This is a genomic window from Bacteroides celer (genome assembly GCF_002632415.2).
Lineage (GTDB): Bacteria > Bacteroidota > Bacteroidia > Bacteroidales > Bacteroidaceae > Bacteroides.
The window spans coordinates 1604550-1622045 of the sequence record NZ_CP178209.1 but is presented as its reverse complement, the minus strand read 5'-3'; the positions used below and the strand labels follow the sequence as shown (position 1 = coordinate 1622045).

At 42.1% G+C, this 17496-nt stretch carries 13 protein-coding genes, 1 other RNA gene and 1 pseudogene; 3 read left to right on the top strand and 12 right to left on the bottom strand.

Annotated features, from left to right (window positions below; translation table 11 throughout):
- From CJF29_RS06060 to CJF29_RS06050, 3 genes are all read right to left on the bottom strand, one after another.
- Entirely contained in the window at window positions 1–555 is a 555-nt protein-coding gene (locus CJF29_RS06060) for a 4Fe-4S dicluster domain-containing protein (RefSeq protein ID WP_099146255.1), read from the bottom strand.
- Between the two features lie 105 nt (window positions 556–660).
- Window positions 661–1098: a hypothetical protein gene (locus CJF29_RS06055; RefSeq protein WP_099146236.1), complete on the bottom strand. Its 438-nt coding sequence runs from the start codon at window positions 1096–1098 to the stop codon at window positions 661–663.
- Between the two features lie 81 nt (window positions 1099–1179).
- Complete coding sequence (locus CJF29_RS06050) at window positions 1180–3906, bottom strand: transglutaminase domain-containing protein (RefSeq protein WP_099146237.1); 2727 nt, start codon at window positions 3904–3906, stop codon at window positions 1180–1182.
- Window positions 3907–4464: 558 nt separating this feature from the next.
- Between CJF29_RS06050 and CJF29_RS06045 the strand changes: the two genes are divergently transcribed.
- The gene (locus CJF29_RS06045; RefSeq protein WP_074557375.1) at window positions 4465–5643 is read left to right on the top strand and encodes an aminopeptidase C; all 1179 of its coding nucleotides are present in this window, start codon (window positions 4465–4467) and stop codon (window positions 5641–5643) included.
- A 209-nt stretch (window positions 5644–5852) separates the two neighbouring features.
- On the opposite strand, the gene CJF29_RS06040 is transcribed toward CJF29_RS06045, so the two are convergent.
- The 3 genes from CJF29_RS06040 to dinB all read right to left on the bottom strand — a co-directional run bounded on the left by CJF29_RS06040 (window position 5853) and on the right by dinB (window position 9966).
- Window positions 5853–6554 (bottom strand): DUF4627 domain-containing protein, encoded by a 702-nt coding sequence (locus CJF29_RS06040; protein ID WP_074557373.1) that lies wholly within the window; start codon window positions 6552–6554, stop codon window positions 5853–5855.
- A 60-nt stretch (window positions 6555–6614) separates the two neighbouring features.
- Complete coding sequence (locus CJF29_RS06035) at window positions 6615–8549, bottom strand: heparinase II/III family protein (protein WP_074638864.1); 1935 nt, start codon at window positions 8547–8549, stop codon at window positions 6615–6617.
- A gap of 325 nt (window positions 8550–8874) precedes the next feature.
- Entirely contained in the window at window positions 8875–9966 is a 1092-nt protein-coding gene (gene dinB / locus CJF29_RS06030; protein WP_074557371.1) for a DNA polymerase IV, read from the bottom strand.
- A 215-nt stretch (window positions 9967–10181) separates the two neighbouring features.
- Between dinB and CJF29_RS06025 the strand changes: the two are divergent.
- Window positions 10182–11608, top strand: a pseudogene (locus tag CJF29_RS06025) (DUF4419 domain-containing protein).
- 68 nt (window positions 11609–11676) lie between these two features.
- Here CJF29_RS06025 and ssrA read toward each other — a convergent pair.
- Window positions 11677–12073: a transfer-messenger RNA gene (gene ssrA / locus CJF29_RS06020) on the bottom strand.
- A 183-nt stretch (window positions 12074–12256) separates the two neighbouring features.
- Between ssrA and CJF29_RS06015 the strand changes: the two genes are divergently transcribed.
- Window positions 12257–13438 carry a lactonase family protein gene (locus CJF29_RS06015; RefSeq protein WP_099146239.1) on the top strand — a complete coding sequence of 394 codons (1182 nt, stop codon included), beginning with the start codon at window positions 12257–12259 and terminating at the stop codon, window positions 13436–13438.
- Between the two features lie 4 nt (window positions 13439–13442).
- On the opposite strand, the gene CJF29_RS06010 is transcribed toward CJF29_RS06015, so the two are convergent.
- The 5 genes from CJF29_RS06010 to CJF29_RS05990 form a co-directional block, all read right to left on the bottom strand.
- Entirely contained in the window at window positions 13443–14081 is a 639-nt protein-coding gene (locus CJF29_RS06010) for a M23 family metallopeptidase (RefSeq protein WP_099146256.1), read from the bottom strand.
- A gap of 37 nt (window positions 14082–14118) precedes the next feature.
- Window positions 14119–14784, bottom strand: coding sequence for a B3/4 domain-containing protein (locus tag CJF29_RS06005; RefSeq protein ID WP_074557366.1), 666 nt, complete (start codon window positions 14782–14784; stop codon window positions 14119–14121).
- Between the two features lie 50 nt (window positions 14785–14834).
- A complete protein-coding gene (gene pgeF, locus CJF29_RS06000) occupies window positions 14835–15647 on the bottom strand; it encodes a peptidoglycan editing factor PgeF (RefSeq protein ID WP_074557364.1) in 813 nt (270 codons plus the stop codon).
- Window positions 15644–16810 carry a GTPase ObgE gene (gene obgE / locus CJF29_RS05995; RefSeq protein ID WP_074557362.1) on the bottom strand — a complete coding sequence of 389 codons (1167 nt, stop codon included), beginning with the start codon at window positions 16808–16810 and terminating at the stop codon, window positions 15644–15646. Before obgE ends, pgeF begins: the two co-directional genes overlap by 4 nt.
- A gap of 115 nt (window positions 16811–16925) precedes the next feature.
- Window positions 16926–17495, bottom strand: a complete 570-nt coding sequence (locus tag CJF29_RS05990) for an adenylate kinase (protein WP_004301902.1) — start codon at window positions 17493–17495, stop codon at window positions 16926–16928.
- Window position 17496: the final 1 nt, after the last annotated feature.

The window sequence follows — 17496 nt, the reverse complement described above, 5'->3', positions numbered from 1 at the left end:
CTACTTTTGAGTCTTTTCAATGGTTTGTGCAAATATCTTTTTGATCTTATTCTCATCTTTTACCCGTTCCGGAAGAAGGTTGAGTTTCCCTTTGACAAACATAACAGGAGCTACATTCAAATCCTGTGTCAAACGTAAGGTACGGACTTTAAACCCTGCAACCAATCCGACTTCGTAGAGCCTTCCCGTTCTTTTCACTGATTCGAGAAAAGCGGAGTGAAAAGCTACGACAGGACGTGATTCTTTATTGATGCATCCTTCTTTACGGGATCTCTCACACAGATAGTCCATTACTTCAGGAATGTTGATCTCTTTAGGACACCGGGCAATACAGTTTTCGCAACTCAAGCAAATCCAAATGGCATTGGAACTTAACACACGACGGTCATTTTGAGCATTTTTTGTCTGCAACAACCGGAGAATATAGCTGGGAGCATAATCCATCTCCTCTGACAACACACATCCGGCCGTACACTTACCACACTGGTAGCAATAAGACACATCAATACCCGTCTTTTGTTCCAAGTCACAGGAAATACATTCTTTGTTTTCCATGTTGACATGAATAAAATAGATAATAAATAAAATAAAGGAAAAAAGTGGCAGAGAGGGATCAGAATAATAGGCACACCACACCCTACCTAAAGATAAGAATTGGGTCTAAATGAGAATATGCGCTAATGTATAGACGTAATACTTACACGAATATTTAGTGTAATTAACATTAAGGCCGGTATGCCCCAAACGGTTCTCCGGAAGCAGAACATTCAGAGAGCTCAATATCTGTATAATGACAGTATTGGTATTGAACTTCAGGTTCTTGAAAGGAACAATGCTTCTCGGAAAAGAAATATTGTCAAAAATGCAGTCACTAACCTTACAATTGGATGTCTCGTCAACAAACTGCGAATGAGAATCTTTACCTGACTTATCGAAGCCGGCAGAAGAGACGCGGCAACATGACTCTGCTGTATATTGCATATCATTAGCCGAGATTTCAGCTTCTTTCTGAAATCCCTGCAATTCTTTATCGGAAACATTACTAAATCCCAATACCAGAAATGCGCATGCTAATATGCAAAAAATGTACTTAGTCATAATTTGCTGCAAACGTAATCATTCTTTTCCGAAAAAAAGCATTAAGGGCAAGAATTAACGATTATTCATACAGGCTCTTTCTTACAAACCATGTACAACTTTCATCAATTGCTCACCTAAACCGATTGTATATCCTTGAGAAACAAAGACTACCCTATTAAATGTATCTGCAATAATAAATACCGGCAAAATGGAATTGTTCAAGTTCATAGCCCGCACAATTTCCTTGCGGATGCTATCATCAATATCAATACCGTAAGTGATGGTCGACGGAAGTCCTTTGAATTCGTCGGCATTAAATTTCTTGTATTGTTCTTCCGAAGGAAAAAGAAAGACCATCTTACGCCCCCATTGTTCGAAGTCATTGCCCAAAGCGGCTATATCTCTTAGTGCATGATTGGTAGGTTCCTGCCCTACCCCAAGCACAGCTACTACAAAATAGCCACGCCCGCAGGTTTGCAGAATACTCTGCTGTTCAGTGCTGCCCACCGGGTGATAGGTCGCTTCCGAATTAAAATTTCCGATCACTTGCACCTGGTCTTTGCTTTCACGCATCACAAGGTCAACGGTGGTTGTCTTACCGGGTTCTACAGTAAAGAACGTACTGTTGGAAAGCACCGCTCCACTTGCCAGACGGGTTCCGGTCACCATCATATAATAACCTTCGTCAAACTCTCTTCCGTATCTTAACAGATTATACCAGGTAGTTCCATCGCCCATATCCGTCTCCCCTTCGTCATAATTAAGCAGCTGGAATGTGCCGTTTTTAAATTTGGAAAGAGTGAAATGCGAATAATATTTAGGATCTTCCACTGAACGGATAGGCGTGTAAGTCGCTTGCAATACTCCCTTTCGGGACTGGGTAGATTCTGCCGTATCAAAGTTGACATCTTCCTTAACTAATTCTTTATTTAGAATCTGCACTTTTCCTGTCACTTCATCAATCCAGGCGGCGGATGCCCACCCCATGCTCCGGTAAGCTGCCACAAAGAAAATATCACGCGACTTTTCATCAGCCACCCGTGCTTTCCAGACTCCCATCGGAGAGATAGGAATCTGTTGGGAATTCAGTTCATTATTGATTTTAATCTCTTTTCTGCACCATTCTATTAATACTTTAGGATCATGTTTCATGCTATCAGGCACAGACTGGTACACTGTTTTCTCAATGGCTTCACGAAGTTCCTTTTTATAAGGAGTCAACATTTCATTGGCTATACGAGGAGGATTGAGGTACATCCTTTTAAATAAATCAGTCTCTATCTTCTCCCAATCCGAGATATTAGTCAGCAAATGGTCATTCAATATATCCAGAGTTACATCTCGGAGATCTTTAGCCGAAAGGCTCTCTAATATCCACATGGCTCGTATTTCTTCCCACGAAACAGCATCTTTCTCTTTTCTGATAGACGAAAGGAAGTCTTTCAAGGTTTGGTGATTTCCTCGCGAAGCAACCAGGAAGTTTACCAGTTCTTCTTTCTTTTCCGGTTGTAAAGCATTTCCATATAGTTTATCTATCCAATCTTTGGCCTGTTTTTCCGTCATCATTGTTGCCACGTACGCATTGCGGATTGAATCTTCCTGCGCCATCCGCCGATCATTCTCCGCCCGTTGTTCGGGAGTGACCTCGGGAATATTCGCTCCTTCCACCGGAGGTACAAAATCCATAGGCAAGGAATAGGCTTCACCTTCTTTCCTATTTAAAGAGAGTTGCAGTGCATCATCTTTTCCAAATGAGATTTTGGCATAACCAAATTGCCCGTCGCGGGATGCCCAAACCAACATATCTCCTTTGCCGGCAGTCAGGCTGGCTTTCCCCTCTGCATCTGTATATTTCGTGGCTACTGTATAGAACTCCGCATAATTGTATATCTTAAATTCGACTTTGGCATCTGCCACCGGTTTACCTTCGGCATCCGTCACCGTTACGATAGCTTTGGCAGTAGGGGCATAATTATCAACCACATTGATTTCTGTGTAATTGGGTGTTTCAAGCATGATCTCTTCCGGACCGTTGTAACGTCCGAAAACCTTGGTATGCATCAACATTCCCCGACTGGCAGGGGCATTGAACCATCCCAGGTTCAAAACCGGTTCCGGCTCACAAGCTCCGAAGAAGTACCAATGTCCATCCGCCCATGCTTCCACCCAAGCATGGTTATCATCCGTATGCGCCCAACGGGGTGTATACACTTGCCGTGCCGGAATACCGACTGCCCGGAGCGCAGCCACCGTAAATGTAGACTCTTCGCCACAACGTCCATACGCAGTTTTGACTGATGCCAATGGTGAGCTGGTACGCGCGTCACTCGGACGATAGACTACTTTCTCGTGACACCAGTGATTCACCTCCAATATCGCGTCTTTCATCGGCAATTCTTTCACCCGTTCTTTTAGTTCGCCATAAAAGACACGGCGAGAATCGTCCAGATTCTCGTTATTCACCCGGATCGGCAGAACAAAATGACGGAACACTTCATCGGGAATCGCTTTTCCCCAAGACATCTCGTCACGTGTCTGCTTCGACAGCCGGACATTCTCCAAGTAATAATCTCCCGGATAGTCCGTCACATCCCCTATCGGCATATAAGCGTAGAGAAACATCAATGCTTCGCGCTCGTACACTGACAGAGCGGAATCACCAAAGATCGCAAATAAGTCTCCATGAGGAAGTGCCTGTTTCTTCCGCTCAAAGTCATGAGCTACTTGATTCCGGTAAGATTCTTCTTTGAGGAAATGAGTATTGTTACAAGCAAACAACACAATCGACAAAATCAGGACGCATAAAAGATGGGTGAATGTTTTCATATAAGTGTTTGGTTTATTCTATTAATAAGGCTGCTGACTGACAAAAATACAAGAATATTTTCTGAATGCCTAGATAAGTACATAAAAATGTGATAGATAAGAATAATATTGTCATTGACGGGAAATTACGGGAGTTTTGTAACAGGTTTGTAATATAGACCGTGTTCGGACCCTTATAAAAAGAAAATTCAAAAGAAAAAGAAGATTTTTATGTTCTACAGCATATAATTCAAAAACAATTCGTATCTTTGCAGTGTTATTAGAGAAAACAAGATGTAAAACCGCTCTTCAAAACGTGGAGGGCAAAAAAAGAGGAAACAAATTATGAAAAAGAATGCAAATGAAAAAATTATGATGTTACAGTACCGTATTAAACGCTATCAAGCAATGGGAAATGGTGCTATGTGCCAAACATTGAACGGTAAACTCCAAAAACTGCTGTCACAGCAGGTTGCCATGTAAATAAACACACTAATTATAATAAAATAGAGCGAGGAACTTTCAAGTATCCTCGCTTTTTTTATACATTTGCAAAATGTAAAGATAATAAAGCACATTATGAAGAAACTATTTATGTCGGTTGCGCTCCTCTTATTGACCGTAACCTCTTTTGCACAAACACCCGGTTATGAGTTCACAACCGTTGTATCTCACAAAGCAACACCTGTCAAAGATCAGGGTTCCACAGGAACTTGCTGGTGCTTTGCCACCGCTTCTTTCATGGAGTCGGAACTGCTCCGAATGGGAAAAGGAGAATATGATCTCTCAGAAATGTTTATCGTTCGCCAAAAGTACATGAATCAGCTGGAAGACAATTATCTCCGTCGTGGTAAAGGAAGTATCAGTGAAGGAAGTTTGGCGCACACTTTCAAAAACGCTTATAAGAAAGCGGGAATCGTTCCGGAAGAAGTGTACACCGGATTGCCGGGCGATAACAAAGACCACAATCACGGAGCATTGTCACGCTACCTCAAAGCATTGGTAGACGCAAATATCGCTTCTAAAAAGCGTACTCCGCAATTTGATGCGCTTATTAATAATCTGTTCGATATTTATCTGGGTAAGCTTCCCGAAAAGTTCACTTATAAAGGAAAAGAATATACTCCTCAATCTTTCACAGAAAGTCTGGGATTGAATATGGATGATTATGTTGAGCTGACCAGTTTCACTCACAAGCCTTATTATGAGACATTCTCACCTGAAGTTCCCGACAACTGGGAAAACCAGCCGATGTATAATCTTCCGTTGGACGAACTGATCGGGGCTATCGACTATGCACTGAACAAAGGATATACCGTATGTTGGGACGGTGACGTAAGCGAACAGGGTTTCTCTTTCAAAAACGGAATCGCCATCAACCCGCAAGTGGAGGACGTGAAAGATTACTCGACTACCGACCGTGCGCGTTTTGAAGCTATGCCTAAATATCAGCGTATGGATGAAGTGTTCAAGTTCGAGCATCCTTATCCGGAAATCAATGTTACATCGGAAATCCGTCAGGACGGTTATGAGAAGTTTGTAACGACCGATGACCACCTGATGCACATCACCGGCATTGTAAAAGACCAGAATGGTACTAAATATTATATTACCAAGAATTCCTGGGGAGCAGAAAGCAACAAATCCGGAGGTTATCTGAATATGTCTGAAAGTTATGTACGTGCCAAAACTATTTGTGTCATGGTTCATAAAGATTCTCTGCCAAAGGGTTTGAAGAAGAAACTCGGAATCCAATAAGCCGCTTGGTATCACCCTAAATAGAGGGTTGATTATTCTATGGATGTCTATATATTAAGTATGTGTTCTTAATAATTTAGGCACGGATTACACGGATTAACACGGTTACTTTGTAGCAATGACAATACTTAAGACCGTGAAATCCGTGTAATCCGTGCCTAAAAAAGATAGCAATTTATGAGTGACAGGCACTTACCCACCCTTAGTTTTTATTTTTTTCTCAATGTCACGTCGCTGATTTCTACAACGCCACCTTTGTTTTGTGAAAGAATAGCCAGATAGCAATCTTTCAGAATAGCAGCGTCATCATCCGTGTCAGATACTTCCAAGTCAGCATTTGCCTTCTTGCTGCTAATAGCATTAACCACTTGTCCCATATCATAATAAACCACTACTTTAGTCCATTTATCAGCATCTTTAATCTTAAAGTTATACTGTGCACCCGAAGCATTCGGTTGAGCATCCGCATCATAATCTCTACGCATGAAGAAAGTGGTATTGTACTTACCATTATCGTTCTTTTCTTCATTGGTCTGTTTGATGTATACACCTACCGGAGTACCAGCTTCTTTAGCTTTTGCATAGAAAGTAAGAACATAGATGCCTTTTTCCAAACCATCGGTAATACGTTGTCCCAGAAAAGCCTTGTACCAAGAGATATTTTTTTCGGCACCGGAATTATCAAATTTCATCGCATTCGGATATTTGGCATCTCCCGTTTGTTCCCAAGCAATAGTAGTTACTCCGTCAGCTTCATTATTCAAAATAAACCACTCTCCTGCGGCAGCTTTGTTAGCGTTAGTCACTTTAGTCTTTACTTCGGTAGCGAATTTTTCATTCTTTATCAGGTTCTGTGCACTTACACTTACTCCTGCAATGACCAAAAGGCCGGCAAATAAAACTTTTTTCATCTTACTGTGATTTAAATGTTTATACTTTATTTTTTCTTATTTAAAAGAATCTACTTCATCTTACTTCACTTGTTGGATCACAAATTCATATTTACCAGTCGCTTTCTTTTCTTCTGTCTTTAGTGTGATGCGGTAAATCTCCTTGCCCCATACGTTAGACAGGCGCGGATCATCTAATTTGATTGTTTCCAGTTCTGCTTTAAATTGTGACGGATAATGCATTTCCACCTTTTGTCCCTTCACTTCGATTCGGATTTTCCCTTCAGACGGGAAAGTAACATTGCCCCAAGTTAAGAAATTCAGTTGATTAGGAGCAACAACCTCATCCAATGTATAAGTATCGCCAATAGTTAATTTATTATTATCAAGTGCGTAAGAGCGAATCCAACTTTTCACTTTCGCCTCTGCCGGATAAGCAGTAGCTATATCAGTAGAGAATGTCCGTTTCTTCTCATTGCAAACTGTATTTGTCGCTTTATACTGCTGACCGAATTTTTGCGGTACTCCGTTAATCATCGGCAAGTTGTGATAATTGCTCTGCATGGTCCAGATAGTATAGCGGTCTTTACCGAACGTCTGTTTGGTATAGGTACCTACACCGGCATCAATAATCACGGGGATCGTATTCACGTATAGAGAGAAGGTCCCTACATCATTGTGATTATGACTTTCGTTATTAAATCCGCCTTTAGCGGCAACGAACATACCATTCTTGTTCTTCATATAGCAGAACTCTGTTTCGGGATACCAGGTTACATCCGGCATATCGTGTTTCGGAGTTGCTTTTGCGAGTTCATTACAGCAAAGCAGAGACTGGAGCGAACGGAAAGCATCGTTGCCCATGGTGGCATATGGCTTTCTCCCATTCAGCAGGTAAGCGGCAAAATGCATCATTTCATCGCTGTTTACAGCTTTACCGAAACGATAAATTAACAAAGGATCACCCCCTCCTTGTGCCGATGCATCGGCAAAGTTCACTACCCAACCATTGCCCACGTATGAGCGGGACATATATTCTCCCATCCGGCGAATCATCGGTTCGTTGAACAGAGACAGTTTTCCACCTGTACCGTCGGAGAGTATCTGCAGATAGTCATAGAGTTTGCCGGCAGCATGTCCCCAGTAGGATGTACCTTCTTCACAGGCACCGTCGGACTTCACGAAATTGATAAATTTGTCGACTGATTGCATGGAGCGGTAAACGGCTTTTGCCAACTTGTCTTTATTGTTCTCCATCAGGAAGAAACATTGCAGGGCATTCGAGTTACACCAGGGATTCCAGTTGTTGATGATTTCCCCCGGTTTCCAGTTAAAAGCCATCCACCACATTTCATCGTCGTTCATATATGGATCGAGAATACGTTCTTTGATTGCCTTACACATTTGTAAAGATACCACGGGATTGATTTTGTCGAATGGTTTGCGGAAGAAATAATGCACCCAAGCCATTAAAGCTCCATATCCGCCTGAACCGAGGTCAATAATCTGTTCGCGAAAATCGGGCAGTGAACGTTTGCTGCTCTGGCGAGGTAAGTGTGCGGATAAAACCCATGAATTCATTTCACAGCTCATATATGCTCCGTTCAGTAGTTGGTCGATGAAGCGTCCTTTTCCTTCAGCCAGTTCGGCGAGCATCAAGGTGTTGAGTGCCTGACGGTTGGTGTCATAAGGAACTTCCATCACTTTCCGGTTACCGCTACGTTCGTACTCCAAATAAGCAGTGGCAGGTATCAGTTGCCATTTATAGTCGAGGAGTTTTTCACCGGCTTCGATGAGGCGTTGTTTGTTAGAGCCCATCAACGAGTCCCAAGCGACGCGATCTGTATAAGCAGGGTAAGGCACCCAAGCCTGTTTCATTACCAACACGTTTTTCAACGTAGTTTCGTCTGCCGCTTTCTGCAGCATATTGCGTTCGGTATATGCGTTTGCCTTGAAAGAAAGACTTCCCAAAGCTGCTACCAGAAAAACACAAAGCAAATGTTTCATTCGAGTCATGGTATTTTCATTCATTTAAGTATTGCAAAGATAGTGTATCTGATAAAAAATGAGGTGAGCAAATCATACGAACCTAATGACAAAAAAGTACATACTTCAAAATTTGTACTCATAATTGCTTCATTTTAAGCTTTTAGGTTATAGAATAATCGATTTCACTCATATTTAAACAGAGATTTCTTCTCAAAATACAGAGATTCCGTTCCAAGAAAACAGAGGTGCAATTTTAGCTAAACAGAGGCTCTGTCTTCCTTAAACAGAGCCTCTGTTTAGTCCAAATAAAGGCTCTATTTTGACATCCTGTTCTCTTCCCGTTTTTCATACCTTAATCCCAATCGCTAAATTCAAAACTCAACTGTTCCCAAACACCGTGTTGCTCATCGGCTTCTTCTTTCGGATTGGAGACAGAAAGCCCGATGAGACGGATTGGATGTTGTTCATATTCCACACTTTTAAGCAGTTCCTTGGCAAGCGGGAGTACCCGGTCTAAGGTAGTCAGTTCCTGCGATTGAGTAAGGCTTCGGGTGATCTGGCTAAAATCATGAAACTTAATTTTCAAGGTAAGCGTGTTTCCTTTGAAGTCTTTTCGCTGGAGACGTTCAATCAGTTCTACTGCAACGTGATATAATTCGATTATGACCGATGAACGGGCCGAAATGTCCCGTTCCAATGTACGTTCACAGCCGATAGATTTACGAATACGAATTGCTTCGACAGGGCGTTCGTCAATGCCTCGCGAACATTCATAATACAGCGTACCTGCTTTTCCAAAATGACCAGTCAGCATTTCAAGAGAACATTTCCGTAGTTGAAGTCCGTTGTGGATACCCAGCAAATGCATCTTCCTGGCAGTCACAGGTCCCACTCCCCAGAAAGATTCAATAGGAAGACAGGCGATAAAATCAAGAGCTTGTTCCGGGTGAATAGTACATAAGCCGTCCGGTTTGCGATAGTCCGAAGCTATTTTAGCTAAAAATTTATTATAAGATACTCCGGCAGAGGCAACAAGGTTGAGTTGCTCGCGAATCTTCAACTTTATTTCCTTGGCTATATCCACAGCCAGGGAAATATCTTTCTTGTTTTCAGTAACATCCAGAAAAGCCTCATCCAAAGACAGAGGTTCGATGAGGTCTGTATATTCGTGGAAAATCTCATGTATCTGACGGGAAACGGATTTATAAACATCCATCCTGCCGGGTACAAAGATGAGTTGGGGACAAAGGCGTTTCGCCTTTTGGGAGGACATGGCCGAACGGACACCATAACGCCGGGCTTCATAGCTGGCAGCAGCCACAACTCCCCTCTCTTCAGCATGACCTACTGCCAAAGGTTTGCCACGAAGTTCAGGATTATCACGCTGTTCTACAGAGGCATAGAAGGCATCCATGTCGATATGTATAATCTTTCTCTGCGTCATTCTTTAGGATTAGCAGAGCAAACTTACTACAAATTCCCGAACAATTCCCGCTTATCGGCTCAAGAAATAATACGCTTATGTTTTTTATAGATATAAATCAAAAAACATTTAATATCCTGTTTAATCTACTTCTTATAATGTTATATTTGCATATCGTCTATGAAAAGCATAGACATACCTGATAAGTTTATGCCACCATAGAATCATTTAAGATTATGAAAAACATACTTTTTGGCTTATTAATATCTTGCAGTGTTCCCATATTCGCTCAAAATGGAATCACCTTTAAAGTTGAAAAGCTTTCAAAGCCTGAAGAATTACTCCATTTGAATTCCCAAGACGACATTTATAAAAGTCTTATATTATCGTACATGAACATAGAGCCTTATGAAATAAAAAAGAAGCATATCGAAATTCCTTATCATATCATTGCAAAGAGCCAATCTCCTGACAGTCTGGTATCTTTTGGTCCTAATTCTTTTTTCAACGGTATGTATCAGGCTTATGCAGATCACAGGCCATTTGTTCTGTCCCCAGACATGATTTGGCTACTAATCAGCCAGGGATTTGCCCGGCATATAAATGCCAATCAAGAATCGATGAGAAATAATCTCGTTGACTTCTCCGGCAAACTGTCCTTAATTGTAAGAGCGGACAAGAAACTGGAAGACCCTACTTTTTCATGGGAAGAGATCTTTCCCCAATTCACAAAACAAATATCAGAACACGTCGGTAACCATCTGACTGAGTTGCTTACCTGTAATTTTTCAACAACCACCTCCTTAGAGAAAGTTGCTTCTGAAATAACAATCATGGAAGCTGTGAAGCCATACTTTGAGTTTATAATCATACGCATTGTCTGTGGAATACCTGAAATAACCCTCGAAGGAACTCCGGAGGACTGGGAGAAAGTTCTACAGAAAGCCAGAAGCCTGAAAGAATATAAACTTGAATGGTGGATTTCCGAACTGGAGCCTCTTCTGGAAGAATTTGTCAAAGCCTCCAAAGGCCAGGTGGACAAAAGCTTCTGGCGCAATATGTTCAAATATCATTCACAGAAGCAATACGGCGCTCCGAATATTATTGACGGATGGATTGTTAAAATTTTCCCGTATGACAAGAAAGGAAGAAGAAATAATCTGAAACAGCTTGAAGGCAGAAATTGTCTCCCCGATGAAATAGTGAAGGTAGATGTAAAGTATCAGGAAGTATATCCCGATGCCGTCAAAGAGACCCCATTGGAATTTTGGGCAGGTTTCATCGGACTGGAGCAAAATAGTAAGAATTTTGCTCTGCGACCACAAATAGGTTGGATGGTCAGAAAGAAAGACGTTGACAATGACGGATTAAAAAACAAGTTGAGTGCTGATGCACAAAATAACGGCTGGGGCAGTGGGATTAACATTAGGGTAAAGGAGTTTCCTACTGTCTTGTTAGAACTGAAGGAGATAAAAAGGTTGGATATCCAGTTTATCGATAAGATCGATATACCGGATGAAATATCAAAGATAAAAATTGAATCGTTGACCCTATATGGAAAGATAACCAAAGAGGGAATAGAGCGCATTAAAAGCTATTACCCGATACGGATATAAAAATAAATGGCTCGCGAGGTGGAATAAATTCATTGATAGCCCCATAAAAAAAGAACACTCAATGTTACTATTGCAACGTTGAGTGTTCTCTTTATAGATACTAATGATTAGTATAAAGTGGAGCTGGAGGGAATCGAACCCTCGTCCAAACGAGGAAATCATAAGCTTTCTACATGCTTATCTTTGCCTAAATTTTCGTGCAGGAACAGAACCAAAGCCATCAATTCCTGCCTTATCCTCTAAAGTTTCATCAAAAGTGCGAGGCCACTTCCAACTATCCCCGATGTAACTGCACCACTGAACCGGAATGCTTCGGAGCAACAGCTTCCGAGTGATGTCTCGTCCTGGCACCTAGTGCCTGGATTAAGCTAATCTACTGTGATTCGATTAAGCAGCAAGAGCGTAATTAGTTTCGCCAGATAAAATTTTGATAACTGATATTTAAGTGGAAATTACCGACCCACTGCATGCTTACCTACCATTTCTGCCCGCTGTCAAATCCAGTCAACCCCAAATTCTTATTCGTACAGAATAGCGATTATTTAGAACGCTTTCCAAGGGTGCAAAGATAGGAAATGTTTTCTAAATTACGAGAAGACGTTAGCAAATATTATATCAAAGCATTATCTTTACGGAGCTATTTTATACTTAAAATGAAAAAGCATCATGAAGAACCAACCAATAACATGCTACTTATGAAGAAGAGATTTTTATCTAAAGCATTTATATTCAAGTCATTCGCTGCTATTTGTCTATTCGGAATCAGTATCAGTAGCTGCACATCTAAAAAAAAGACTCATATGGAAACAACCGATACTACGGAAAATGAATTAACGATGTTAGTAGGTACTTACACTTCAGGAACCAGTAAAGGTATCTATAGCTTCCGCTTTAATGAAAAAGACGGAACTGCTGTCCCGTTAAGTGAAGTAGAAATAGAGAATCCTTCTTATCTTGTTCCATCCGCTGACGGAAAATTCGTTTATGCAGTCAGTGAATTTAATGATGAGCGGGCTGCTGCCAATGCATTGGCTTTCGATAAAGAGAAAGGCACTTTCCAACTATTAAATTCACAAAAGACCGGAGGCGAAGACCCTTGCTATATTATCACTAATGGTAAGAATGTGGTGACTGCCAATTACAGTGGAGGCAGTATTTCTGTTTTTCCTATTGCTAAGGATGGTTCTCTCCTTCCTGCTTCCGATATCCTGAATTTTGAAGGTTCGGGAGTAGACAAGGAACGGCAGGAAAAATCTCATTTGCACTGTATACGGATTACTCCCGATGGAAAATACCTGTTTGCAGATAATTTAGGAACAGACCAAATACATAAATATGTCATCAACCCGGATGCAGATATTGCCAACCAAGAGAGTTTCCTTAAAGAAGGACAACCAGCGGCCTACAAAGTAAAAGCCGGTTCAGGCCCCCGCCATCTGACATTTGCCCCGAACGGTAACTATGCTTATCTGATAAATGAGTTATCGGGCACAGTCATTGCTTTTGAATATAAAGACGGAAACCTGAAAGAGATTCAAACGATAGCTGCTGATACTGTGGGAGCCAAAGGAAGTGCAGACATTCATATCAGCCCGGATGGAAAATTCTTATATGCCAGTAATCGCTTGAAAGCAGATGGCATCGCTATCTTCCGGATTCATCCGGATAATGGAATGTTGACGAAAACAAGCTATCAACTTACAGGGATTCATCCGCGTAATTTCATCATCACGCCTAACGGTAAATACCTGTTAGTCGCTTGCAGAGATAGCAATGTGATACAAGTTTATGAAAGAGATGCAGACACGGGATTGCTAACGGACGTGCACCGGGATATTAAAATAGACAAACCGGTTTGCATACGGTTTGTACCATAATAGTTTACTTCTTATTCTGCGCAACCCGACTATCAGGAGTGTGAGTCTTCACAACGATTTTACCCCCATTCTTGGTACACTTGATACATTCTTTCCGCAATGTTCTCTCTTTCAGGTTGAAAATCAGATTCGGATTGAAGTGCTCTCCGTTGATACGGGTTTCGAAATGCACATGTTCGGTAGTGGCACGGCCAGTACGCCCGGTTAGTGCGATAGGCTGTCCGGCTTTTACGATATCACCGCTTTTAACCAGATTCTTGAAATTGTGGCTATAAAGAGTTTCCAATCCGTTAGCGTGACGGATAACGACTAGATTCCCGTAGGCATAATATGGTCTCGACATACGTACCACTCCATCAAAAGCAGCACGAATCGTATCTTTTGCACAAGTTTTAATGTCTGTTCCCGAATGTCCTCCACGAGTTCCATAGGCGGAGATTACTTTTCCTCCGGGTAATGGAAAAGCATATTCATGGTCTTTCAAGGAGTCCAAATGCAGATAGATGTGATTCCCTTTAGCAAATAGTCCGGGAGTAGCTACCCGGACATCGCTCACTTCCCGGGCAGAGAATGAAGGTTTATTCTGTCCGTTGACAGCCAGTGGCAATAATAAAACAGTCAGTAAAATAAGTATGTTTTTCATGTGTTTTTTCTTTTTCAAGCCGGAAAAAGGAGCCTCATTATTCAAAGAACATGATTTCGCCTCCATCCGATTCTGCATAGTTTCTTAATAAAGTCTGAATCATTTCAGCAGCTTCTTTCAAGCCTTCTTTCCCGTTATAACCGTTGACTATCGCTAAAATATGAGTAGTTCCGAGACCCATTTTCGTACGTTCGTGATCGCTTGTCGGGGTTCCGATTCCTCCGAATGAATCGCGATATACGGGTAATCCTTCAATATTCAACACACCGCGCCCGATGCCTTCAAACGGTTCTCCAGCTTTACCGATACCGAGTTCAAGGTGTGTACCTTGTATTTTATCCGCATCGAAGCCACCGATAGAATGTCCCGTACGAAGAGACACGAGGTTAATCAGGTCTACCAATGTATCAATCTGATATAATGGGATTCCGCGCATCAGGCGGCGGCGCAAAGCTTCGGCTGACGGACGATAACGTCCGGGGTCTTTGCCACAACGTTTATAAGCCTCACGGGTAGCAAAGATAACAGGTTGATGTTTGATGTCTTCCATCTGTGTTGTGGAAGTCAGTTGTTCGGTGAAAGCATTGATTTCGTGCCAAAGACCTTCGCTGTAAGCAGTATTCTTCACTGCAGCATACACGGCGGCTCCGGCGAAAACCGGGCATGCGTCTTTTATTTCTTTAGATACTTTTATTTCAAACATAACTTATCATAAACTAATCATCAGTACTATACGGTTATAGGTACTGATTATTACTTTCTAATCATTATTCCCGACAAGATACGGCCGGAGTCTATACCCAGCCTACGTGCAGAGAAGAATTCATCATGATGAATATAGGTACAGATGCCAGCTACTTCTATCTGTTCTGCAGGCACTCCGGCATTCAGTAATTCAATCCGGTTTGCTTCCCACAGGTCGATATGATACTTTCCGGTTTTCCTCTTTTTAATAGAAATAAGGGACATATCGAAACCACTTTCTTTAAAAGCTTCGTAGACCTCATCGCCTACTTCGAATGATTCGAGCGAAATACTCGGTCCGATGCAAGCTACCACATCTTCGCCTTGCGTTCCGAACATCTCATTCATGTGTTCGAGTACATTGCTAACAATATGCTCCACCGTTCCTTTCCATCCGGCATGAATGGCAGATACCACTTGCAACTTCTTGTCATACAACAATATGGGTACACAATCCGCAGTCGTGACGCAAACGCAATACCCCGGTATATTGGTAATTAAAGCATCGGCACCTCTCAAAACATCCTGCCTCATTCCTTCCGGAGCATCAAAGTACCATTTATCAATCACTATGCTCACGGCACCGTGTCGCTGCTCTGCAAAGAATAATTCTTGTATTTCCCACTTCATCAATTGAAGCAACCGATGCCGGTTACGGACAAGATTCATACACGTGTCATTCGTATAAGGCGAGCAGTTGAAAGAGGCATAAGTCCCGGTACTAACACCTCCGTGACGTGTAGTTACGAAATGAGCTACTTCGGGATATGACATGAGTGACTTATATCCCTTCAACTCTTTATTTTTTGTAAGTGAAATCATTTTTCTTCCCAATCTTCTTCCTCATATTCATAGTCGATATCATCATCGTCATCATCAACATTGTCATCATATTCATAAACGATGTCTTCATCTTCGCCCATGTCTTTGAGCTCCTGTTGCAGACGGGTCACGTCCTTCGGACGGTGAACGATGTTCTCTATCTTATTACTTTCCTTATTCAGTTCTTCCCAAAGAATGTCTTTCAACACCGAGATACCCAAACCGGAAACAGAAGATATGAATACGTGGGGAATGCCTTCCGGCAATGTAGGTTCTATTTCGTCCATCAATTCCTGATCGAGCATATCGCTCTTGGTGACAGCCAACACACGTTGCTTGTCCAACATTTCAGGATTGAAAGTACGCAGTTCGTTCAGCAAGACTTCGTATTCCTTACGAATGTCGTCACTGTCTGCCGGAACCATAAACAGCAGTAATGAATTGCGCTCGATATGACGCAGGAAACGCAGTCCCAAGCCTTTACCCTGACTGGCTCCCTCGATAATACCCGGTATGTCCGCCATTACGAAAGACTTTCCACCATGATAGGAAACGATACCCAGATTGGGTTCGAGCGTAGTAAACGGGTAATCAGCAATTTTCGGTTTGGCAGCCGAAATAGAAGAAAGCAAAGTTGACTTACCCGCATTCGGGAAACCTACCAGACCAACATCGGCAAGCAGTTTCAGCTCCATGATAACGGTCATTTCCTGCATCGGTTCTCCCGGCTGCGCAAAACGCGGAGCCTGACGGGTTGCCGTCTTGAAATGCCAGTTACCCTGACCACCGCGACCGCCTTTGAGCAAGATCACTTCCTGTCCGTCTTCTGTTACGTCACAAAGATATTCCCCGGTTTCGGCATTATAAACGACCGTTCCGCAGGGCACTTCTATTACTTTATCCGCACCGTCTTTTCCGAAACTACGTCCTTTGCTCCCCGATTCACCATGACCGGCCATTGCATGACGGTCATACTTCAAGTGCAGCAATGTCCAGTAATTACGGTTACCGCGCAAGATGATATGACCTCCTCTTCCACCATCGCCCCCATCGGGACCTCCGTTAGGACAATATTTCTCGCGCCTCATGTGCGTAGAGCCTCTTCCGCCCTTACCCGAGCGACAGTATATCTTTACGTAATCAACAAAATTCGATTCAGCCATATTCTTTTTAAGTAGTTAAAGTAGTCAGTAGTTAGAGTAGTTAAGTAGAATACTCCGGCTACTGACTGACTTATTCATTTATAATAGTGTATTGATAATTAGTAAGATTACTAAATTACAATTTATCTACTGCTTCGCAGATTTCAGCAAAGATACCTTCCATAGTACCCAAACCGTTGATGTGTTGGTATTTCTTTTCATTCTTGTACCAGTCGATCAGTGGGGCAGTCTGTGAATGATATACGTGCAGACGTTTTTTGATGGTCTCTTCATTATCATCAGCACGACCGGAATCCTTACCACGTTTAATCAGACGTACCATCAGTTCTTCTTCCGGAACATCCAGGTCAACCATTACAGAAACATCCTGTCCTCTTTCTGCCAACATTTTCTTTAATGCTTCAGCTTGTGCAATTGTTCTTGGGAAACCGTCGAAAATTACACCTTTGCTATCTTTGAAGCTGTCGAATACGCTTGCCAGAATATCAATCATTAATTCATCAGGAATCAATTGACCTTGGTCGATGTAACCTTTAGCAGTTTTACCCAGTTCTGTGCCATTCTTGATTTCAGCACGCAATACATCTCCTGTTGAGATGTGATTGATTCCATACTTTTCTACAATACGTTCGCTCTGTGTTCCTTTTCCTGAACCCGGAGCACCGAAAATTACGATGTTCAACATT